At 60.0% G+C, this 21,640-nt stretch carries 24 protein-coding genes; 11 read left to right on the plus strand and 13 right to left on the minus strand.

Annotated features, from left to right (window positions below; translation table 11 throughout):
• Positions 1–1,047, minus strand: a complete 1,047-nt coding sequence (locus tag A6U86_RS16215) for a P1 family peptidase (protein ID WP_068393071.1) — start codon at positions 1,045–1,047, stop codon at positions 1–3.
• Positions 1,048–1,202: 155 nt separating this feature from the next.
• Positions 1,203–2,123, minus strand: a complete 921-nt coding sequence (locus A6U86_RS16220; RefSeq protein WP_068394014.1) for an alpha/beta hydrolase — start codon at positions 2,121–2,123, stop codon at positions 1,203–1,205.
• Between the two features lie 463 nt (positions 2,124–2,586).
• Here A6U86_RS16220 and A6U86_RS16225 point away from each other — a divergent pair, with 463 nt between their 5' ends.
• The 3 genes from A6U86_RS16225 to A6U86_RS16235 all read left to right on the plus strand — a co-directional run bounded on the left by A6U86_RS16225 (position 2,587) and on the right by A6U86_RS16235 (position 4,790).
• Entirely contained in the window at positions 2,587–3,690 is a 1,104-nt protein-coding gene (locus tag A6U86_RS16225; protein ID WP_068394015.1) for a helix-turn-helix domain-containing protein, read from the plus strand.
• 274 nt (positions 3,691–3,964) lie between these two features.
• Positions 3,965–4,186, plus strand: a complete 222-nt coding sequence (locus A6U86_RS16230; RefSeq protein ID WP_068393073.1) for a hypothetical protein — start codon at positions 3,965–3,967, stop codon at positions 4,184–4,186.
• 154 nt (positions 4,187–4,340) lie between these two features.
• Positions 4,341–4,790: a VOC family protein gene (locus A6U86_RS16235; protein ID WP_244509949.1), complete on the plus strand. Its 450-nt coding sequence runs from the start codon at positions 4,341–4,343 to the stop codon at positions 4,788–4,790.
• Between the two features lie 233 nt (positions 4,791–5,023).
• Here A6U86_RS16235 and A6U86_RS16240 read toward each other — a convergent pair whose 3' ends face one another.
• Positions 5,024–5,389, minus strand: coding sequence for a hypothetical protein (locus A6U86_RS16240; RefSeq protein ID WP_234906387.1), 366 nt, complete (start codon positions 5,387–5,389; stop codon positions 5,024–5,026).
• Positions 5,390–5,588: 199 nt separating this feature from the next.
• Positions 5,589–6,353 (minus strand): glutathione S-transferase N-terminal domain-containing protein, encoded by a 765-nt coding sequence (locus A6U86_RS16245; protein ID WP_244509951.1) that lies wholly within the window; start codon positions 6,351–6,353, stop codon positions 5,589–5,591.
• On the opposite strand from A6U86_RS16245, the gene ftrA reads away from it, so the two are divergent.
• Entirely contained in the window at positions 6,322–7,326 is a 1,005-nt protein-coding gene (ftrA, locus tag A6U86_RS16250) for a transcriptional regulator FtrA (protein ID WP_068393084.1), read from the plus strand. The genes A6U86_RS16245 and ftrA overlap by 32 nt on opposite strands.
• Here the strand turns inward: ftrA and A6U86_RS16255 are convergent.
• The 7 genes from A6U86_RS16255 to A6U86_RS16285 form a co-directional block, all read right to left on the minus strand.
• Positions 7,323–7,679 carry a hypothetical protein gene (locus A6U86_RS16255; protein ID WP_068393087.1) on the minus strand — a complete coding sequence of 119 codons (357 nt, stop codon included), beginning with the start codon at positions 7,677–7,679 and terminating at the stop codon, positions 7,323–7,325. The two genes, ftrA and A6U86_RS16255, sit on opposite strands and share 4 nt — an antisense overlap.
• Positions 7,680–7,798: 119 nt before the next feature.
• Positions 7,799–8,623, minus strand: coding sequence for a hypothetical protein (locus tag A6U86_RS16260; RefSeq protein WP_068394017.1), 825 nt, complete (start codon positions 8,621–8,623; stop codon positions 7,799–7,801).
• Between the two features lie 212 nt (positions 8,624–8,835).
• A complete protein-coding gene (locus A6U86_RS16265) occupies positions 8,836–9,693 on the minus strand; it encodes a transporter substrate-binding domain-containing protein (protein WP_068393090.1) in 858 nt (285 codons plus the stop codon).
• Positions 9,694–9,727: 34 nt separating this feature from the next.
• The gene (locus A6U86_RS16270) at positions 9,728–10,495 is read right to left on the minus strand and encodes an ABC transporter ATP-binding protein (protein WP_068393093.1); all 768 of its coding nucleotides are present in this window, start codon (positions 10,493–10,495) and stop codon (positions 9,728–9,730) included.
• Positions 10,492–11,229, minus strand: coding sequence for an ABC transporter permease (locus A6U86_RS16275; protein ID WP_068393096.1), 738 nt, complete (start codon positions 11,227–11,229; stop codon positions 10,492–10,494). The genes A6U86_RS16270 and A6U86_RS16275 overlap by 4 nt, the downstream gene beginning before the upstream one ends.
• Positions 11,229–11,948, minus strand: coding sequence for an ABC transporter permease (locus A6U86_RS16280; protein ID WP_068393099.1), 720 nt, complete (start codon positions 11,946–11,948; stop codon positions 11,229–11,231). The genes A6U86_RS16275 and A6U86_RS16280 overlap by 1 nt, the downstream gene beginning before the upstream one ends.
• 81 nt (positions 11,949–12,029) lie before the next feature.
• Positions 12,030–13,454, minus strand: coding sequence for a M20 family metallopeptidase (locus tag A6U86_RS16285; protein ID WP_068393102.1), 1,425 nt, complete (start codon positions 13,452–13,454; stop codon positions 12,030–12,032).
• A 175-nt stretch (positions 13,455–13,629) separates the two neighbouring features.
• Here A6U86_RS16285 and A6U86_RS16290 point away from each other — a divergent pair, with 175 nt between their 5' ends.
• Entirely contained in the window at positions 13,630–14,271 is a 642-nt protein-coding gene (locus A6U86_RS16290; protein WP_068393105.1) for a GntR family transcriptional regulator, read from the plus strand.
• Between the two features lie 36 nt (positions 14,272–14,307).
• On the opposite strand, the gene A6U86_RS16295 is transcribed toward A6U86_RS16290, so the two are convergent.
• Both A6U86_RS16295 and A6U86_RS16300 read right to left on the minus strand, forming a co-directional pair.
• Positions 14,308–14,721 carry a hypothetical protein gene (locus A6U86_RS16295; RefSeq protein WP_068393107.1) on the minus strand — a complete coding sequence of 138 codons (414 nt, stop codon included), beginning with the start codon at positions 14,719–14,721 and terminating at the stop codon, positions 14,308–14,310.
• 211 nt (positions 14,722–14,932) lie between these two features.
• Positions 14,933–15,955 (minus strand): LacI family DNA-binding transcriptional regulator, encoded by a 1,023-nt coding sequence (locus tag A6U86_RS16300; protein WP_068393110.1) that lies wholly within the window; start codon positions 15,953–15,955, stop codon positions 14,933–14,935.
• Positions 15,956–16,120: 165 nt separating this feature from the next.
• Here A6U86_RS16300 and ltnD point away from each other — a divergent pair, with 165 nt between their 5' ends.
• The 6 genes from ltnD (at position 16,121) to A6U86_RS16330 (ending at position 21,568) form a co-directional block, all read left to right on the plus strand.
• Positions 16,121–17,029, plus strand: a complete 909-nt coding sequence (gene ltnD / locus A6U86_RS16305) for an L-threonate dehydrogenase (RefSeq protein ID WP_068393113.1) — start codon at positions 16,121–16,123, stop codon at positions 17,027–17,029.
• 3 nt (positions 17,030–17,032) lie between these two features.
• Positions 17,033–18,307, plus strand: coding sequence for a 3-oxo-tetronate kinase (otnK, locus tag A6U86_RS16310; protein ID WP_068393117.1), 1,275 nt, complete (start codon positions 17,033–17,035; stop codon positions 18,305–18,307).
• Complete coding sequence (gene otnC, locus A6U86_RS16315; RefSeq protein ID WP_068393120.1) at positions 18,304–18,954, plus strand: 3-oxo-tetronate 4-phosphate decarboxylase; 651 nt, start codon at positions 18,304–18,306, stop codon at positions 18,952–18,954. Before otnK ends, otnC begins: the two co-directional genes overlap by 4 nt.
• 2 nt (positions 18,955–18,956) lie before the next feature.
• Entirely contained in the window at positions 18,957–19,724 is a 768-nt protein-coding gene (locus A6U86_RS16320) for a hydroxypyruvate isomerase family protein (protein ID WP_083196854.1), read from the plus strand.
• Between the two features lie 84 nt (positions 19,725–19,808).
• Positions 19,809–20,795, plus strand: a complete 987-nt coding sequence (gene denD / locus A6U86_RS16325) for a D-erythronate dehydrogenase (protein ID WP_068393123.1) — start codon at positions 19,809–19,811, stop codon at positions 20,793–20,795.
• Entirely contained in the window at positions 20,792–21,568 is a 777-nt protein-coding gene (locus tag A6U86_RS16330; protein ID WP_068393126.1) for an SDR family oxidoreductase, read from the plus strand. Before denD ends, A6U86_RS16330 begins: the two co-directional genes overlap by 4 nt.
• Positions 21,569–21,640 lie beyond the last annotated feature (72 nt).

A 21,640-nucleotide genomic window follows, 5' to 3' on the forward strand; every position in this document is an offset into this window, starting at 1 on the left:
TCAGCGATGAGCTGGATGGGGAAGATCTATGGCATCGACAGTCGAATTCTTGCCGGTCGCGGCGTTGAAGCCCTTCGTCGTGGTTGCCATGGCGAGAGAATTGAGGATTGCCTCTTCAGTGGCTTCGATCGCGGCTTCGAACAACGGCGAGACGGCATCGTTGCCCAATGTCGGGATCGCACTCACGCCCTTGCGCCGCTCGGGAGTACGCCGCACCGCCTCGGCCGTCGAAAAGGCGAGTGCATAGTCACCCGAACCATTGCTCAATGCCGCGCCGGTGCGGGCAAGACCGCCAAAGCAGCGGCGCGCTAGTCTTTCCAGATTACGCGGACAAAGCGGAGCATCGGTTGCCAGTACGATGACGATGGAGCCGTCCTTGTCGTGCTCGCTCAATCCCGCGTAGTCGCGCCCGGCGACGATAAGGCGACCGCCATAGTTGGATTGGACGAGAACGCCGAGCCGATAGGTCTCGCCACCGACCGGCACGAGGCGCGAGCTGGTTCCGATGCCACCCTTCAGGCCGAAGGCGACCGTCCCGGTTCCGGCGCCGACAGCCCCCTCCTCGATCGGGCCTGACGTCGCGGTATCGATCGCCAGGAGGATTTCATCGACGCTCGGGCGGGCCGCCTGGATATCGTTGAGGCGAGAATCGTTGGTCTCCCCAACTACCGCGTTGATCGACACCACCTTCTCATTGCCCGGCTGTGCAAGCGTATGATGCACAACGGCTTCGATGCCTCGCCCGACCGCCAGCGTATTGGTCAGCACGATCGGCGTCTCGATCTCGCCAAGCTCGACGATCTGCGTGGAGCCGGCGAACTTTCCGAAGCCGTTGAGGACGGCAAAGCCGGCAGGCACCTTGTCCTGGAAAAGATTGCCGCCATGCGGCAGGATCGCCGTTGCGCCCGTGCGCATGCGCTCACCTTCATGGCATGTGACATGCCCTACACGCAGGCCGTCGACATCGGTGATCGCGTTCAACGGGCCAGGCGCAAAATGGCCGGGTGCAAAACCAAGCTCGCGGATTCTATGGCGCTTCTGGTCCATTATTCATGCCTCAAAGTGATGAGGCGACATTACTCCGCCGCGTAGCCGGAAGGCATAACAAAAACGGAATAGTTTCAGACCGGCTTTGCAAAGGAGCGTGCCGCCCGCAGCCTAGGAGGCCATCGATCAGCGCCGACACGCGCTGCTATCTCCAGTCACAGGAAGCGATTGCCGCGCAACCATTGCTCCCACCAGCCCGGCCAATCGGCGGTTGGTGTGCCAGGCTTTCCCATGCCGAATCCATGGCCGCCACTGGGAAGCCGATGCAATTCCACGGGAATGCCGGCCTTGCGGCAGGCATCGGCCATGATCAAAGTATTTGCCGGATCGGAGATCGGATCGTCCTCGGCCTGCGCCAGAAAGACGGGCGGGCAACCGGAGCGGACATGCGTTTCGACGGACCATTCCGCGCTGGCTTCGGCATCCGGGTGACTGCCGATCAATGAGCGCCGGGTCGAGGTATGGTCGTAGGGCGGCTTCAGGGTGATGACCGGATAGATCAAAGAAGCCAGATTGGGACGTGCGGATTGACCGTCGATCGCATCGGTCGCCTCATAGGACGCAAAGGCCGAACGCGTTGCGGCAAGGCCAAGCAGATGGCCGCCGGCAGAGAACCCAAGCACGCCGACGCGCGATGCATCCAGACGACGGCGCGCGGCTTCGGCCCGTATGATGCGCATCGCACGTTGCGCGTCCTGAAGCGGTGCGAGGGGGCCATTCTCCCACCCTTCGCGCGGCAGGCGATAGGCCAGAACATAGGCGGTGATGCCCTTCGACGCCAACCAGCGAGCCGCCGGATAGGCTTCATTACCGAGCTCGATGCGCTTGTAGCCACCGCCGGCCGCAATCAACATGCTGGCGCCATTCGGCTTTTCTGGTTCGAAAACCTCCAGGCCTGGCGCAGCGATGTTGCTGACCGCCCCCTTGTCATTTCGCTGCAGAGGGCCGGTGGGGCCGCCGCCGCCCGGAGGCTGCGCAGGCCACAGCTCGATCATGGAATTCGATGATGCCGCCCGCACGGTCGTGGAGAGCGTGGCAAAAGTGGCGGCGATCAGGAAAGAGCGGCGATCCATCATCATGATTTTTAGGCCTTCACATCCGGTTCCAGGAGATACTGTGATTCACAGCTCTACATCGAGAGATTACCGACCTTCCAAGCATCACCATATGGCGGCAATGTGTTTGGCGCTGAGTGCGCCGGCTTCAGGGTAATCCCTATGGGAACAACAAGTTGAGAGGCGGCGAGGCTTGCCTTTTCAGAAATACGCTGCAAATGAATATTTTAGCGTGGTAAAAGTCCAGGAGTCGGACCTGCACCTCTCCCGGGAGGATGGTTTGGGGGTAATGTTGGGGACATATTCCATCGAAGCGGAGCATAGTCTACCGCCGGGATAGTGGGCGAATATTCGATGGCGATGCTCTTGCTCTGTCGTGGTGGTATCTGAGGAGACCGGATTGCCTGACTTTCGATGCGAGGAACGATCCGCTTCTGCGGCAACCGAAGCAAAAGATGAAGTACGGCACGAGGACCGCAAGCCCGTGCAGGGCGAACGACGCCGCTTTCCCCGGCCGACACGGCCAGCCAGCGATGAGCCGCCACCGCCACCGGCCTTGAAGCCATTACTGTTTTCGACCCGGGATTTCGACGCCGCCGAACAATTTGCCGCCTGGCGGAGCTACGTGGCGCCCATCGTCGACACTCGCCTGCCTGACAACACCTCACAGGAAGCCGGATTTATTGCCGATCACACGGCCTGGAATCTGGGCGGAATGCTGATTTTTCAGCACGCCGCCCCGCCCCATAGCTACATGCGCTCGCAGGCTAAGGTGAAATCGGACCTTATCGATCACTGGCACATTTCGGTGCTGCGCAGCGGCCGGACATGGACTGAGGTCGATGGTCTGGTTTCGGAAGGCGAGCCGGGCAAAATTCAGCTGAGATCCCTGGGACACCCATTTCGAGGGCGTGCCACCGAGGCGAAAGTCCTGTCGCTCATCCTGCCGCGCACCCTGCTGTTTGATGTTCCCGCCTCGGTCGAGATCAAGAACAACATCGTCCTCTCGGGAACCCTCACCAAGCTGCTTATCGAATATCTGAATATTATCGAGGCCAACCTTCCGCACTTTATCGCGGCAGATTTGCCGCATGTGGTCCAGACGGTCCGCGACATGGTCGTGGCTTGCGTTGCATCTTCGGCCGTCCAATCGGCAGGCACCGAGCAACACAGCATACTCGCCTTGACGGAACGGGTACGGCGGTTCGTCGAGAGCAATCTCTCCTCGGAAGACCTGACGGTGGAGCGCATATGCCGGGAACTCGGCATATCGCGCACCAGGCTCTACCAGGTGTTCGAACAGGAGGGCGGTGTTCATCACTATATTCAGCGGCGCCGTCTCCTGTCCGCGCATGCCTCCCTCAGTGATCCCTCCAATCGGGAGCAGATCATCGATATTGCCTTTGCGGTCGGGTTCTCCTCGGCCGCGCACTTCAGCCGGGCCTTCAGCAAGGAGTTCGGCTACAGCCCTCGCGAAGCGCGGAACCTTACCGTTTCGCCCTATCTCAGGCACGCGGCATCGCAGGCATCGGCCGGCAGCTCGCACCCGTTCGACGAGTGGCTGAGAACACTCGGCCATAGCCGTTAAAATCACCGAAACTCGATCTTTCGCCTCAATGCGTGCAAGATTGCGTTCTTGCATTCAAGGATTGCGCAGGCCGCGTCGCATTCCCTGCGAAAGCGCGGGAACACACTTCAGCAGTTGCGAAAATGGACGCTGCTGCAAGTTTCCGGATGCGTAGCTAACGACACCTGGCTCGTAACTTATTAAAAATGAAACGAATAATCGTTCGGACACCAAGTCTTGGGTGCATCACGAATGTACCCTGCGTGCACCAAGGCGAGCTTTAGGGAACACACCGATGGTATCTACCCGCCAGACAGTACGGATCAGCAAGCCACAGCACTCCACCGGCGATTCCTATCGCACGGTCGAGCGTGAAGAAGTTCTCGCGGTAGCGTTTCGCGATTTCGTACAGGTTGCACTCGCGGCTGGCTGGAATGAACCCGAAGTCGCCCTGAGCTTGGCCGATATTGCGGACGATTACGTCATGGCTCTCGCTGGTAGAGTTGCCGAAAAATAGTGTTGCGTGTCCGTCGGTGCTCCGCAGGGGTGAGCACGAACGGTCTGGGCAGTTCTTCAGCCATGCCGCCGGTGCCACCGCTCGATAGAAGGCGGTCCACTGGCGACATGGATTTTTTTGATGGATGGGCGGCAAACGCCATCCGTATGAGAGAATGAAGTCGAGAGAAATGATGAAGGTCAGGCAGCATCTCTGGTTCCGGCAGGACATGGAATCGGCGATTGAATTTTACACGTCGCTGATCCCCGGCTCGGCGACCGGTTGGGTGTCGAACATCCTCACCAGCGATCCGAACGGACCGGCTGGCAGCGCCAAGTTCGCAGGCTTCACACTCGGCAATCGCCCATATATGGGCTTCGAGGCCGGCCCGCTGGATTGTTCCGAACACAATTGCACCATCACCATCGAGTGCGAGACGCAGGTTGAGGCAGATTGCCTGCAAATTGCGTTGGCAGAAGATGGTTCCGAGGAACCGGGCGATCGGGTGCGCGATGCCTGGGGCGTGACCTGGCAGTTCATAGTCAGGCAGCAGGATGGTGGAAGCCATGTGCCAGTCGAATCCGACACTGCCGATCTTGCCGAGGCCGCCTGCTCCGTCGCGTGAGCGCAACGATGCAAAGCTAAAGCCGAGAGGCAGCAGCCGGCAGACCGTTCCAGCCAGTCAATAGACCTATCAATCCTAAGCAAGCGGAGGCCGACTGCGATCGACCTCCGCTTTCAGTTCAGCTCTGGCAATAGAGCATTTCCGCTTTTCTTCGAATCGCGAAGACGCTCTATCTTTTTGTTTATTCACGCATTCCGGACGGAAAACCGCTGCGCACTTTTCCTGGAAGTGCTCTAGCGCAGAGTTGGGCAGCCGCGCCGGTTGGCAAAAACCATGCGATCGGGGCCACCGTCATTCCAGCCGCGAACGACGATGCGCCGGCCGTCACTTTGAACCGAATCGATGCGCCGGAAGCCCTCAGCGCGCGCCGCACGCATGAGTTCGCCCCGGTCGCAACCGCCGCGATCCCGATCCCAACCGCGGTCGCGGTCCCTATCCCAGCCTCTCGGTGGCGGGCGATCCCAATCCCGACCCTGGTCGCGCTGCCAGCGTGGCGGTCTGTAATCGTCGTCACCACCATAATATTGCGCCATCGCGGCCGAGGTCATCAGCTGCATCGCGGCAACCCCAACCAGGGCGACGCGAGAGAATCGTACCAATCGTACCAATCGTTCCAACATTCCCTTACCCCCATTTTTGTCCATCGGACGGGGTAGCAATACGACGGTTCGCCTGAACTCCGCCTGAACGCGCGACGAAAATTCCGATTCACCTGCCGTCATATGGAAGCAGCCGCCAACAAGCCTGCTCCGCGGCGGAATGGGTTATTTCCTCGCCAAGACATTTAATCCACCGGCATCAGCTAAAGGGGAATGCGCGGAACGCATCTGTCACCTCGGCCCGTTCGGAGAGCCCGCAAAGACGCGGAAATTTTTCGGCGCTGAGGACATCCGGCAGCATTTCCCGGGTAAATCGAGCTGCCACCGCACTAGTGATATCAGCTTGCATCGGACGAGTGCCAAAGATCCACACATCGGTCTGCGGCATTTCCGCCTCGAGCATTCGATAGGCAGCAGTGACCTGCGCATGGACGCGATCGAGCCAAGGCTGATGCTGCCTCTCCGGCGGGCGGAGATTGTGCTCATAGACGATCTGTACCGACTTCTCACATGCAGCAAGCGCAAGCCCGATGATGCGCAACGAGCGGGTATGCCCTTCCGGATCGCTGGGCATGAGGCTGCGTCCCGGCGCAGCCAAACGCTCGGCATGCTGGAGGATCAGGCTCGAATCCATCAAGACGACGCCATCATCCGTAACAAGTGACGGCGCCTTTACGACCGGGTTCACGGCGGCAAAGGCCTCGAATGCGCTGAAGACGGAAAGGGGTTCGTGCACGAACTCCATCTCCAGCATCCTGAGTGAGATAGCCACGCGTCGGACGTAGGGTGAATCCAGCATTCCAATCAGTCTCATATCCGTCACCGCCATCTGTTTTGCCCAACCGTTTGGACCCGGCTTGGTCCGATGATGGATATTATCCGGGCATGGATCGCCCTTGCCAGTGGCCGAATTAGCCATTATCGAAAGGATCATGCCAAAACTTGCGAACCCGCTGATCGTCATCGTCGCCTATGACAGGCTCTGCACTTTCGAATTCGGATGTGCATTCGAAGTGTTTGGACTGTCCCGGCCGGAGATGGGACCCGGCTGGTACCGCTGCATGACGGCGGCAATCGAGCCGGGACCCATTCGAGGTGCAGGTGGCTTGCTTCTCGATCCCGATGGCGGGCTGGAACTGTTCGATCAAGCCGATACGATCGTCATTCCCGGCTGGCGTGGCCCTGATACCGACGTGCCGGGGTTATTTCTAGAAGCATTGAAGACCACACATGCAAAAGGTGTCCGGATCGTTTCCATCTGCGGTGGCGCCTTTGTGCTCGCCCGAGCCGGCCTGCTCGACGGCAGGCGGGCAACCACGCATTGGCACCACGCAGCCAGACTTGCCACCGCCTATCCCAAGATCAATGTCGAACCACATGCCCTTTATGTCGATGACGAAAACATTTTGACATCAGCAGGCAGCGCCGCCGGGCTTGATCTGTGCATCCATGTGGTCCGGAAGGATTTCGGGATGAAGGCGGCCAATAGCGTGGCCCGGCGGCTTGTGGTCGCCGCCCATCGGGAAGGCGGGCAAGCACAGTTCATCGAGCGACCGGTGGTGCAGCGCTCGGGAACCCGCCTATCTGCATTGCTGGACACGATCCGTGGCAGCCTTGCGGAACAATGGTCCATTCAACGCATGGCGGACGAAGCGCGTGTGAGTGTGCGTAGCCTTCATCGACATATCCGCGAAGCGACGGGCACCGCACCCGGAGAATGGCTCCAGAATGAACGTCTTGCCCGGGCGCGCGAGCTTCTGGAGGAAACGGCACTATCGGTTTCAGCCATTGCGGCTCATACCGGCCTGGGAACGGCCACGAATTTCCGCAATCATTTCCGCGCCAATATCGGGCTATCGCCGATCGCATATCGATCGCGTTTCCATGCCGGAAAGGGTGCGCCAGGGCCGCAATCCCCTATTGCCGCCACGGGTTAGAGAGGTCGCCCCCCGCTCCTCCAGCTCGCGACTGCCGAATGAAGCGATTTTGACAGAAGCATCGCTCCGGCCAGAAAATACAGCAGCAGGATAATGGCGGCCTCGAAGATCAGTGGCAGAAAAACGAAGCGCGTTCCTGGAGGCTCTTCGTCATCCGGAAACAGGTCGGACAAACTCAGGAACATGGCCAAAAAGGGTGAAAGCAGGATCACGCCAGAGGCGATCGCATGAAAGGCCAGCCGCCACCGGGGAAGTTGACCCGCCGCCCAAAAGGCAACGAGCGGTGCAATGATGTTGCATACCAGCCCAAGTACCACTGCTACATCTGTCGGCAGAACCGAATCGTCGTACATGAACCCCGATTCCTTATTGCGACCTAAATTAGTGCCACACTCCTGAAATGACAATCTTTTCGCGGGCAGTCGCTATCGACATGGGCTGGCAAAATCTTCCCCGACGCGACCGATCACCATTATTGCCACCACGCTTCGCGCCGGTACCATTTCAAATCGCGCTTGCGGCTCTTTCCGGCCGCTTTCCGATCGCCCTTGAGATGGTCCATATATCCGCCAAGAGCGTTGTTGACGAAGACATGTGTCTTCGTCAGGCAAGATCCAAGGCGCTTGAACTTGGCTTCCTTGTCACACTCCATATGCTGGAGCACCTTCCAGAAAACGAAGCTGTCATGGCTTTCTTTCAAATTCAGGAAATAGCCGGAGGAATAGGCGCCTTCAAAACGGTCCACGAAGGTCAGGAGCGCCGGATGGCGCAAATTATAGGCCACCCACCCGCACTCCGGATATATTTGACGGTTCAAATAGGCAGCAAGCTGGTTGCCGCGCGGCGCCAATCCATCGATGAAGCTTCGGGGGATCTGCCTGTGGGTAACCGTATCGGCGTCAAGCCATATCAATTGATCGACCGTGGTCCGGTACCGCCTGGCGGCGTCGGCCACCGCAAACACCTTGTTGGAAAAGCGAACAGCATCCCAGCGAAAATCACGCATCAGGCCGTTGCGCACAGGCCGAAAGCCATTGGCCTGCAAGTTCTCGCCATAGGCCGCGCGAAAATCGCGCAACAGCGGCAACTCCTCACTTTGGTTGAATACCAGCAGCCGGCGATCTTTCTCCTCAACATCGACATCCTCGGCATAAACAACCAAAGCGATGTCCTTCGGCCAATGTCGGAGAAATGTCTCGATGCATTTCTTGCCGTAATCGCGATAGCCCTTTTCATGAAAGGTCGTCACGACGACGTGGCTTAATTGTTCTCGCCGCCACGGATTTGTAAAAAGCATTCGACGATCGAACTCCGCAAGAGAATGGCCCTCCATGCTGATCTATTCGATTGTCCGGTTTCGATGGTGTCCGAATGTTTCCATGCGGTGGAGTTTGTGGGAAATCATGTTGCTGAACATGGGGTAGTGCAACTCTCACGCCATGAAACAGCCATCTGAATCACTGCACCGGAAAGTCGTCCGGTGCAGTGATTTACCTTGCCGGGAAGGCCTTACTTCGGCGTAACGTCGAAGCCGAACCACTTCGCCGACAGCTTGGCAATCGTGCCGTCGGCCTTGGCAGCCGCGATCGCATCGTTGAACATCGCCTTCAACTGTGTGTCGTCCTTGCGCAGGCCAACGGAGCTGCCACGACCGAGCAGGCCGCCCTGGAAGCGCGGACCTGCGACCGTCATGTCCTCGTTGCCCGGCTTTGCGGCTGCCGTCGAGAGATACGCCATCGACGCCATGATGATATCGACGCGGCCGGCCTTGAGGTCGAGGTCGTGCTGCTCGGTGGTCTTGTACTCGCGGATGTCGGCAACGCCCTTCAAGTACTTGTCGAGGAAGGTTGCCGCGATCGAAGCCGTCTGCACGCCGATCGTCTTGCCCTTGAGAAGCGGTTCGAGCTTCTTCACGGCTGCAGCCGCGCCGGGCTCATCCGTCGCCAGCGAAAAGACCTCGCCCTTCAGCGGCAGATCCACAAGTGGGGAATCCTTCAGCGTGGCAAAGGTCTGGCCGGTGGTGCCATAGGAATCACTGAAGGCAATGACCTCTTCGCGCTTGGCGGTTGCCGACATGCCCGAAATGATCGCATCGAACTTTCCGGCGTTGAGCGCCGGGATCATGCCGTCAAAGGGCTGGATGACCGTCGTGCATTCGACCTTCATGTGGTCGCAGAGATATTTGATCAGCTCGATTTCATAACCATCCAGAGTGCCGTCCGGCTTGGTGAAGTTCCATGGGCGGAAAGCGCCCTCGGTCGCGATCGTCACATGCGTCCACTTCTTCTCTTCCGCTCGCACGACCGTCGAGACGGTAAGCGTGGCGACCATCATCACGGCCGCCAGAATCCCGGTAAGATATTTCATCGTTAGGTTCCCTTTTTTTGATTGAGCTTGACTGTCATTGACTGATGAACTGGCGGAAGCGCTCTGAACGCGAGCCGGCAAAGACGTCCTGCGGCTTGCCGTCTTCCTCGACGACGCCCTTGTGCAGGAAGATGACCCGGCTGGAGACATCGCGTGCAAAGCCCATCTCATGCGTGACGACGAGCATGGTGCGCCCCTCCTCGGCCAGTGCGCGCATCACACGCAGGACTTCGCCAACCAGTTCCGGATCGAGCGCCGAAGTGGGCTCGTCGAAGAGCATCACCTTCGGGCGCATGGCAAGCGCGCGGGCAATGGCGGCGCGCTGCTGCTGGCCACCCGACAGATGCGCCGGATAGAAATTGCGCTTCTCGGCAATGCCGACCTTGGCTAGGAGTGCCTCGGCTTCCTCGATGCATTCAGCTCGCGAACGGCGCTGAACGTGGATCGGCGCCTCGATGACGTTTTCGAGGATGGTCTTGTGAGACCAGAGATTGAAGCTCTGGAACACCATGCCAAGCTGCGAACGAATACGGTCGACCTGCTTGCCGTCTGCCGGGCGATGCACGCCCCGGCCGTTGCTTTGCATGCGGATGGTTTCGCCGGCTACGGTGACCTCGCCGGAATCGGGCGTCTCCAGAAGGTTGATGCAGCGCAGGAATGTCGATTTGCCCGAGCCCGAGGAACCGAGAATGGAGACGACATCCCCTTCCAGAGCATCGAGCGAAATACCCTTCAGAACCTCGACAGGTCCGAAGCTCTTGTGCATGTCGCGCACGCGAAGTGCGATTGGCATGGCCGTCATTGCGGGTCTCCTGCGGCAATTGCCTCGGTAGTGGAGCCGATACTGGAGGGAGCAGGACGCAGGTGCGGGCTCAGCCTGTATTCGGCAAACTGGATGAGACGCGTCAGCACGAAGTTGATGAGAAGATAGATGGCGCCGGAGACGACGAAGACTTCGATCGCACGGTAAGTTTCCGAGATGATCTTGGCGGCGACGCCGGTCACTTCCATCAGCGTGATGATGGAGGCAAGCGAGGTCGCCTTGACCATGGAAATCATTTCATTGCCATAGCCCGGCAGGGCCTGGCGGATGGCAAGCGGCAGCACGATGCGGCGAAACAGCATGATGCGATGCATGCCGCAGGCACGGGCCGCCTCAACCTGCCCGTGCGGGACGGACAACAGGCCACCGCGAATGATCTCGCTGCCATAGGCGGCGGTGTTCAAGGTCAGAGCCAGGACAGCGCACCAATAGGGATCGCGCAGGAGCGGCCAGAAGATGCTGTGGCGGATGGCTGGAAACTGGCCAAGCCCGTAATAGATCAGGAAGATCTGAACCAGCAGCGGCGTGCCGCGGAAGACGAAGACATAGAGGCGCGCAAACCAATCGAGAACCAGGAAACCGGAGAGCCGCGCCAAGGCCAGCAGCAGCGCCAGAACCATGCCGAGGCAGATCGACGTCGCTGCAAGCTCGATCGTCAGGGGGAGTGCACCGATGAGGCTTACGAAGGTTTCTTCGAGGAAGGACAGATCCATCAGCGTCTCCTCGCGCCGCGCGACAAATGCCGATCGGCCCGTTGAAAGACGACGCTCGAAACGGTCGAGATCATCAGATAGATGACGCCGGCAATCAGGTAGAAATCGAATGGCAGTCCGGTCGAGCCGGCACCGACCTGGGCTTGGCGCAGCAGTTCGGCGACGCCGGTGATGGACACCAGCGCCGATTCCTTCAGAACAACCTGCCAGACATTGCCGAGACCGGGAAGCGCATGCCGCAACGTCAACGGCGCGATGATACGGCGCAGCCGCAACCCGCGCGGCATGCCGCAGGCGATGGCCGCTTCGATTTCACCCGGATGCACCGCCTTGAAGCCGCCTCGAAGCACCTCGGTAAACTGAGCACCTGAAGTGACGCCAACGGCCAGCGAGCCTGCAAGAAAGCCGGGAAAACCGAGAAAGCCATCCGCACCGAAAAACTTGCCGACCGCCGTGACGACAGCGCTCCCGCCGAAATAGAAGAGATAGATGACCAGAAGATCGGGAATACCGCGCAATACGGTCGTGTAGGCATCGGCAACCGTGCGCGCAAAGCGATTGCCGGCAATCTTCGCCCAGGCACCGAAAGTGCCGATGCAAGCACCGACGGCGTAGCCGGACATGGCGATAAGGATGGTCATCCACGCCCCGGCGAGAAGGATTTTACCCCAGCCGTCCGGACCGAAACCGGCAATTTCGAACAAGCCCGGCTGGTTCATGAAGTCGTTCCGGAGCAGCAGTTCTTACCGATCGCAGAGAGCGACGTCTGCGCCTGAGAATTGCTGGAGTTCCCGACCTCCTCAGGCATCGGCCTTCTCCGGAAGTGGCGGCTGGACATCGTCCGGGATCGGGTTGACGAAAGGCGTTCCTTCGAGCCGTGCCTTGTGGTCGGCCTTGGCCGCCTCGATAAGCTGCGGGTTGCGGATAAGCTCGACGGCAGTGCTCGCCATCACCTTCGCCGCATGCTCGGTCCCCTTGTGCGCCACCGGCAGCTTGCCTTGGGCAACGAGCTGCCAGGAATGCCCCGGCGTGCCGATCGCGTAGGTGGCGCCGCGCATCTGGACTGTTGGCACGACCCAGCTCACAGTGCCGACATCGGTGGAGCCGACCAACGTGCCATCACCGGCATTCAGCGGAAAAATCTCCTCGCAGAGCGCCTGACCCTTCTTCGGCTTCAGCGCAAAGCGACCATAGGAGGCTGCGATATCCTCGGCACTGAAAGTCTGCTGGAATTTGCGGGCGGTCTCCCGATCCGCATCATCGAACACCGGCGGTCCAAGCCGCTCCAGGTGCGAGAACATGCATTCTTCGAGCGGGGTGTTGCCGACCAGATTGGCGTCGCCGCTGATAATCTCGCTGCGGACGGTCGTCTCGGTCATCAGTGCAGCACCTTCCGCGACCTTCTTGACCCGGGCAACCAGCACCAGAAGTTCCGGCAGCGTCCGTGCGCGAACAAGATAGCGAACGGTCGCACGCGCCTGCACGACGTTTGGCGCCCCGCCGCCAGCATCGGTAATGGCGTAGTGAATACGTGCCGACGACGGCATGTGTTCACGCATGTAGTTGACGCCGACATTCATCAGCTCGACGGCATCGAGCGCGCTACGGCCAAGATGAGGCGTGGCGGAAGCATGCGACGCACGGCCGGAGAAGTGGAAGTTGAGTTCGTTGCAAGCAAGCGAGATCGGGTTGTTGACGCCGGCGAAAGGTGCCGGATGCCAGGAAATCGCGATGTCAACATCATCGAAAACGCCGGACCGTACCATGAAGCCCTTGGAGGAACCGCCCTCTTCGGCGGGGCAGCCATAATAGCGCACCCTGCCCTTCAGACCGTTTTCGGCGAGGAAATCCTTGACGGCGGCGGCGGCCAGCATCGATCCGGAGCCGAGCATGTTGTGGCCACAACCGTGACCATTGCCGCCGTCGATCAAGGGACGCTCCTCGGCAATACCGGCCTCCTGGCTCAGTCCCGGCAAGGCATCGAACTCACCGAGAATGGCGATGACCGGTCCACCCTCGCCTGCTTCGCCCATGACAGCCGTCGGCAGACCGGCGAGCCCACGCTCAACCCGAAAGCCTTCGCTCTCGAGCATGCGGGCATGCTCCTCGGCGGATTGGTATTCGAGATAATTCGTCTCGGGAATTTCCCAGATCCGATCACTGAGCTCAAAAAACGCTTCGCGTTTTCTCTCGACAATGTCCCATACCGCATCAGAATTCTGCATGGACTTGCATCCGCCTCATGTAATGGATATCAAATTGGTACCAATTTATGTGCCAATTAGAATAACTGCGCAAGAGATGTGCATGGATATTTTTTCGGCACCGATTACGGGTCCGTTGGCCAAGAACCGGGTCCATGATAGTCATCGCCAAAAACGGGAGGCTTGGGAGAGCTGCATGAATTCGCTGGAAGCTGACGCGACAGCGCGCGCACAAGAGGCCGAGGCGCCGGATGTGACCGAGCTCATTCTCCAGGACATCCTTGCCGGCAGGCTTCCGCCCGGAACATGGCTGAAGCAGATCGATCTGGAGCGGCGATATCACTGTACGCGGCCGCAGGTGCGGCTGGCGCTGGACAGGCTGGTGCAGAAACGGCTGGTGGAGCACATCCCCAACCGTGGTTACCACGTCCACGAGCAGGATGGGCGCCGCGCGCAGGAAGTCAGCGACATCCGCGTCATTCTTGAAACGGCAGTCAGCGACCGCATCATCGCAAACGTAGCCGAGGCCGATATCGTCGCCTTGCGCGCGCTGGCCACGCGCTTCGACGAACTTGTCCTGACCGGCACCATGCTCGAGCTCTACGAAGCCAATCTCGCCTTTCATCGGCATTTGCTTGCGCTTGCAGGCAACCAGGAACTCGTCGACCTGATCACCGAAATCCGGCAGCGGACCTCATCGGCGCCGGTTTCGCAATGGCGTACCCGCGCCCGCATCGAGCAATCCGGCCGCGAGCATCAATCGATGGTCGACGCGATAGGCAAGCGCGATGTGGATATGCTCAAGGAGCTGACACGCCGACATATTCTGCAAGCGTGACAACACCGGCTCTCCAAGGCGACGGATCGGCCAAATTTACCTGACAGTGAAGTCGGCCGATTCCAGCACTTTGCCGTTAACCGAAAACTCGATCCTGTAGGTTCCGACGGGCCAACCATTGTTTGGTCTGGTCATCGCAGATTTTACGTTTTTTGTCAGGGAGCCAATATGCAGGTCGACGCCATCGATCTTGTAATTCGACGGCGCTGCTCCGCCGGTGTCAACAGCGATCCAAGCAATGTTCACGTCGCTCCCTGATGGCACATCCTTGGTCAGATGAGCTGACACGAAAATCTTCGGGGTATCGGCGGCGAAACTGGTTTGAACGGCTTTGGAACCCTCCTTGGCCGAAATCACGATGTTTTCGATGCCGGCTGCCCATGCACTTGTCGAGATGATTGTTACGGCACCGACCGTAAACGCGAAAATCACATGCTGGGGGCTACGCATTCTCTTGGATCCCTTTCTCTGGAAAAGACCGCTGCGCCGAACCAGATGACGGTCAGAGGATCGCCATGACGAAATTGCCCTCTGTACACACCGGACAATGTGACCGTCACCCCAGAATTCGGGCAATGAACGAATGGGATATTGGTCTCAACTATGCATTGACAAGGCTTACGGCTCAGCCTCGCGCTATCAAGGCGACACCCTGGGAGGGTTAAGAAGCATCAACAACGTCGTCGTAATCAGCAATTCCCGTAATGATCGGCTTGAACCTGACGGTTCGCTGCCCCGCCTCGTGCTCACCCGCCACAGCCTGTCGCACCAGTTGTGCGGCTACCTCGCCGATGGCTCGCCTTGGCGAGCGCGAGGTCGCAATCTGCGACGGGAGAGAGTTGACGAGATCCAATCCGTTAAATCCAGCGATCAGGATCTTCTCGGGGACTGCGACCCTCAGTTCCATGCACGCGAACAATCCGCCGCTCGCCATGTCGTCGTTGGAATAATAGATGCAGTCAAGATCGGGAACGGCAGCAAGCATGGCAATCGTCAGACGCTTTCCAAGCGCGATCGAGGAAAAGGCATCATCGATCGCCTGTTCCACGAAATGCAGGCCGTGCTCGCGCAACACGCGCTCGAAACCGGCCTTGCGCTTGCCCGCGCGCAAATCCTTATCCAGCGCGCTGCCGACATAGCCGAACCGCCGGCGGCCGGCCGCGATCAGCGCCCTTGCCATATCGGCACCGGCCTCGCCATGCGACAACCCGACATTGAAATCGATTGGCGTGCCATCGAGATCCATAAGCTGGATGACCGGGATGTCTGCGTGCTTCAGCAATTTCACCGTTTCCTCCGGCTGGTCGAGGCCGGTTACGATGATGGCGCAGGGCTGCCAGGAAAGCATATCGCGGATGATGGCGCGCTCCTTGGCAACATCATAGTCGCAAATACCGAATACGGCCTGCATGCCCGAGCCATCGAGGCCGGCGGAGATGCCGGCCAGCACCTCCGGAAAGACGATATTCGACATGCTGGGCACGACCACGGCGACGAGGTTGGTGCGCTGCGAGGAAAGCGAGAGCGCCAGCCGGTTGCCGACATAGCTGAGCCGCCTCGCCACCTCCAGCACCCTGTCGCGGGTTTCGCTTGACACATCGCCGGCACGGCGAAGGGCGCGCGAGGCGGTCATCTTGCTGACCCCAGCCTCGATCGCGACTTCTTCCAGAGTGGGTTTGCGCATTCCCCGGCGACCCTCGACATTGGCAGCGACTCCGGCCGGCGTCGCTCTTCCTCATAGGATATTTCCGGGAAAAGGAAAACTGGCGCTATTGACAGATACAGGAGAAATTGGCCATGTTAACGATACCGGTACCGGTAACATGGCCTAAATTACAGAGGTAACATCGTGCAGGAAACGAAGAAGGCAGCCGTCATCGGCTTGGGATCGATGGGCTGGGGCGCAGCCCTGTCCCTTCTCAAGGCAGGCTTCGCGGTGCGGGGATGTGATATTCGCAGCGATGCCCTCGCACGCTTCACGGAAGCCGGCGGGGACGCTTGCACAACGCCGGCACTGGCTGCCGAAACCGCCGATGTCATCCTTGTCTACGTCATCAACAGCAAGCAGGTTGAAGACGTCGTATTCGGTCCGAACGGCGCACTGGAGACGGCAAAGCCTGGCACCGTGTTTCTGCTCTGCTCCACCATGGCGCCGAGCGCCACCACCGATATTGCCGAAAGACTTGAGACAGCGGGCATGCTCGTCATCGATGCGCCGGTTTCCGGCGGCCATGTTCGCGCGCTGGCCGGCGAAATCACTGTCATGGCATCCGGCTCGCAAGAGGCCTTCGATCGGGCTTCTGCCGCCCTCGATGCCATCTCGGCCAAGGTGTTCCGGCTGGGGGATCGTCCCGGCGCAGGTTCCCAGGTGAAGATGATCAACCAGCTTCTCGCCGGCGTCCATATCGCCGCGACGGCCGAGGCGATGACACTTGCCGCCAAGGCCGGCATCGACCTGAAGACGCTTTATGACGTGATCCGCGTTTCCGCAGGCTCCTCATGGATGTTCGAGAACCGCGGTGAGCACATTGTTTCCGGCGATTATGCGCCACGTTCGGCAGTCAACATTTTCGTCAAGGATCTCGGTATCGTCGCGTCCGAAGCCGAAAAGGCAGGGGCGATCACACCGCTTGCGGCCTCCGCGCTCAACCTTTTCGTCGAGGCGTCGGAGGCGGGCCTTGGCCAGGAGGATGACGCCGCCGTCGCCAAGATCCTTGCTCGCAAGAGCGGCGCCACCCTTCCCGGCATGGAGGAATAGCTTATGGCCCTCCTCCTCGGCTGCATTGCCGACGATTTTACCGGGGCCACGGATCTCGCTGCCCTCCTGTCGCGCAGCGGTCTACCCGTATCGCTGCGGATCGGCGTGCCGCCGACGAAACGAGACGAGAGCGATGCATCCGTCATCGAAGTCATCGCCCTGAAATGCCGGACATCGCCGGTCCAGAGCGCCGTCGAGCAAGCGCGCCAGGCGCTGGACTGGCTGAAAGACGCCGGAGCGACGCGCTTCTTCTGGAAATACTGCTCGACCTTCGACAGCACATCGGAGGGCAATATCGGGCCGATCGCAGAAATGCTGATGGCGCAGACTGGCGCGGAGCAAACGATCTATTGCCCGGCCTTCCCCGAAAACGGCCGCAACATATTCATGGGCCACCTTTTTGTCGGCGAGCAGCTTCTTGCCGAAAGCCCGATGAAGGACCACCCACTGACGCCGATGCGCGATTCCAGCCTGGTGCGACTGCTGTCGCCACAGGTGCGCGGCAAAGTCGGCCTTGCCAGTCGCGTCGTGGTGTCGGAAGGCCCGGCAGCCCTAAAGGCGAGGCTGGAGCGGTTCAAGGAAGACGATGTGCAGCATGTCATCGTCGATGCCATTTGTGACGACGATCTACGCACCATTGCCGCCGCGACGGTGGATATGCCGCTTCTGACCGGCGGCAGCGCCATCGCCGGCCAGCTGCCGCGATTGTACGTCGAACAGGGCCTCGCAACAGCGCCTGACACTCACAAGCTCTTGCCACATGTTGGGGGTGGCCAAATCGTCCTGTCTGGAAGCTGCTCCGCGATGACACGCAGGCAGGTGGCGGATTACACAGCACATAGCGCCGGCCTCAAGCTTGACCCCATCAACCTTTCCAAACAGGGTTCTGCAGCCGCATGCCTGTGGCTGAGGCAGCAGCCAGCCGACACCGGCAAGATCATCTACGCCACAGCAGAGCCCGCTGACGTGCACCAGGCGCAGGAACGATTGGGACGCGAGGAGGCAGGCCAGGTTGTCGAGGAAGCGTTGTCGGAGATCGCCCGCGAGGCTTTTCAACGGGGAATTCGCCGTTTCGTCGTCGCCGGCGGCGAGACATCGGGGGCGATCACGCAGGCGCTCGGGATCACCCATCTTACCATCGGCCCGGAAATAGCCCCAGGCGTACCCTGGACTTTCACGGAGGTGGATGGCGAGATGATCGCGCTCGCTCTGAAATCAGGCAATTTCGGCAGCGAGACCTTCTTCACGGATGCCTTTGCGCGGCTGGAGGAAGCATGAGCGAAGAAGCCAGCCTGCGCGAGCAGATATGCCAGATGGCCAAGTCGCTTTACGATCGGGGCCTTACCGCCGGCTCGTCCGGAAATATCTCCGCGCGCCTCAGCGATGGACGCCTGCTGGTTACGCCGACAGGCAGTTCCTTCGGACGGCTGGACCCGGCACGGCTTTCGCTGTTTGACCATGATTTGCGCCTGATCGGCGGAGACAAGCCGACGAAGGAAATGCCGCTGCACGCCGCTTTCTACGAGACGCGACCGGACAAGACCGGAGCCATCGTGCATCTGCATTCCAGCCATTCGGTCGCACTGTCTGTTCTGCCTGATGTCGACAGCGACAATATGCTGCCGCCATTGACAGCCTATTCGATCATGAAGCTCGGCAAGGTGAAACTTCTGCCCTATTTCATGCCGGGAGACCCGGCCATGGGCGATGCGATCCGCGGCCTTGCCGGCAAACGCAGCGCCGTCATGCTGGCGGCGCACGGACCAGTCGTCTCGGCTAAGGATCTGGAAGCAGCGGTGTATGCGATCGAGGAACTGGAAGAGACGGCAAAGCTGGCCATTCTGACGCGCGGGGCCAACCCTTCCCTGCTGACGGATGCCCAGATCGCCGATCTGGTTCGCACCTATGATGTGGAGTGGGACTGAACATGCTGCACTTTTCCGCCAATCTCGGCTTTCTCTGGCAGGAGCTTTCGCTTCCCGACGCGATCCGGGCCGCCAAGGCCGCCGGCTTCGATGCGGTGGAATGCCATTATCCCTATGACACACCAGTTGAGGTCGTGCGGCAGGCGCTCGCCGAAACAGGCCTTTCCATGCTTGGCCTCAATACCAGCCGTGGCAATGTCCAGGCCGGCGACAATGGGTTGGCGGCCTTGTCGGGGCGAGAGGACGAGGCACGCCGCGCGATCGACCAGGCAATCGACTATGCCGCGGAGATCGGCGCGCAGAATGTCCATGTGATGGCAGGAAAGAGCCGTGGCGAGGAAGCGCGCGCCACCTTCATCGCCAATCTGCGCCATGCCTGCGGGCGGGCCAGCGAGGTGGGCATTACGGTGCTGATCGAGCCGCTGAACAGCCGCGATGCGCCGGGATATTTTCTACAGACGACCGATCAGGCGCTCGACATCATATCTGCGGTTGGCGCAGGGAACATCAAGCTGATGTTCGACTGCTATCACATCCAGATCATGCAGGGCGACCTGACCCAGAAGCTCGAAGCACTTCTGGGCGCCATCGGCCATATCCAAATCGCATCTGTCCCCGACCGGCGCGAACCGGATCACGGCGAAATCGACTATCGTCACATTTTCCGCTTCATCGAAAAGCTTGGCTATGACAGGCCCATCGGAGCCGAATATCGACCCGCCACGACGACGGAGGCTGGACTGGGCTGGCTGCAGGCATATCGCAGCTGAACCATTTGATCGTTTTCGACCCGGCGCGGAGACGGCGAACCACATTGAAGACCGATACCGATTCCTTGAGGAGGAAAAGCCGAAATGCATGTGTTGATTTTGGGGGCCGCCGGCATGGTCGGCCGCAAGCTTGTTGAACGGATCGCCAGTGAACCGAAGGCGCTCGGACAGTCGATCGATCGACTTACTCTCGCGGATGCTTTTCAATCGCCCATACCGGAAGCTCTCAGAGACATCTCGAAGGCTGTCACCGTCGACCTCGCCAATGCCGGCGTCGCGGATAAGCTCATCGAAGAACGTCCCGACCTCATCTTTCATCTGGCCGCCGTTGTTTCAGGCGAAGCGGAAGCGGATTTCGACAAGGGCTATACGGTCAATCTTGACGGAACACGGGCGCTGTTCGAGGCGATCCGGCAACAAGGTCTGGCGGCTGCCTATACGCCACGCGTCATCTTTGCATCATCCCTCGCGGTGTTCGGTACGCCCTTCCCCGAGATTATCGGCGACGAGTTCCTGACTGCGCCGCTCACCAGCTACGGTACGCAAAAGGCAATCACAGAACTTCTGCTCTCCGATTATTCGAGACGCGGCATTTTCGATGGCATCGGCATCAGGTTGCCGACCATCTGCGTGCGGCCGGGCGCTCCGAACAAGGCGGCCTCTGGCTTCTTCTCGAATATCCTGCGCGAACCGTTGATCGGCAAGGAAGCGATCCTGCCGGTCAGCGACACGGTGCGGCACTGGTTTGCCAGCCCGCGCTCTGCGGTCGGCTTCTTCGTGCATGCCGCGACGCTCGACACCGCGAAGATCGGGCCGCGACGCAATCTCACCATGCCCGGGCTTTCGGCCGTCGTTTCCGACGAGATCGACGCGCTGCGGCGGGTGGCCGGCGACAAGGCGGTCGCCCTCATCCGGCGGGAGACTGATCCGGTGATCGAGAAGATCGTTACCGGCTGGGCGCAGCGGTTCGATGCAGAGCGCGCGCGTGACCTCGGCTTCAAGGCGGAACAGAGCTTCGACGAGATCCTGCAGGTGCATATCGAGGACGAATTGGGCGGGAGGCTTGCATGAGCGAAGGTTTGGCTAAAACACAAACTGGAATAGCGCTGGTAACAGGTGGCGGCACGGGCCTTGGGCGCGCCATGGCAAAAGCGCTTGGAGTGGCCGGCTTCAAGGTCGTGATCTCAGGACGCCGTGCGGATGTGCTTGAAACATCCGCCAAAGAGCTTTCCGAAGAGACCGGCGCGGAATTTTTCGCGGTTGCCGCCGATGTCAGCGATCCCGACTCGGTCCGCGCCCTCTTTGATGCCATCACCAGCCGATACGGCCGCCTCGATCTGCTGGTCAACAATGCCGGCATGGGCCTTCCGGCCGTACCGATGGAGGAACTGAGCTTCGAACAGTGGAACGCCATCCTCGGCGCGAACCTCACCGGCGCCTTCCTCTGCACGCAGCAGGCCTTCCGGCTGATGAAGAGCCAGGTGCCGCACGGTGGCCGCATCATCAACAACGGCTCGATTTCGGCAACGACGCCGAGGCCACATTCGGCACCCTATACGGCGACGAAGCATGCCATCACTGGTCTCACGAAATCGACGGCGCTCGACGGCCGTCCCTTCGACATAGCCTGCGGCCAGATCGATATTGGCAATGCCGCGACCGACATGACCGCAAGGATGAGCGCCGGCGTGCTGCAGGCAAACGGAGAGGTGGCTGCCGAGCCGACGATCTCGGCCGAACATGTCGCCCGCGCCGTCGTCTATATGGCCACCCTGCCGCTTGATGCCAATGTGCTGTCGATGACCGTCATGGCAACCAAAATGCCATTGGTCGGCAGAGGCTAGCGACCGGCAGGCTCGGAGCATTTCCAGGTAAACCGGAAATGCTCCATCTTTTTGTTTCCTGACGCATTCCGG

It is taken from the genome of Rhizobium sp. AC27/96 (assembly GCF_001692325.1).
In the GTDB taxonomy this organism is placed as follows: Bacteria; Pseudomonadota; Alphaproteobacteria; order Rhizobiales; family Rhizobiaceae; genus Rhizobium.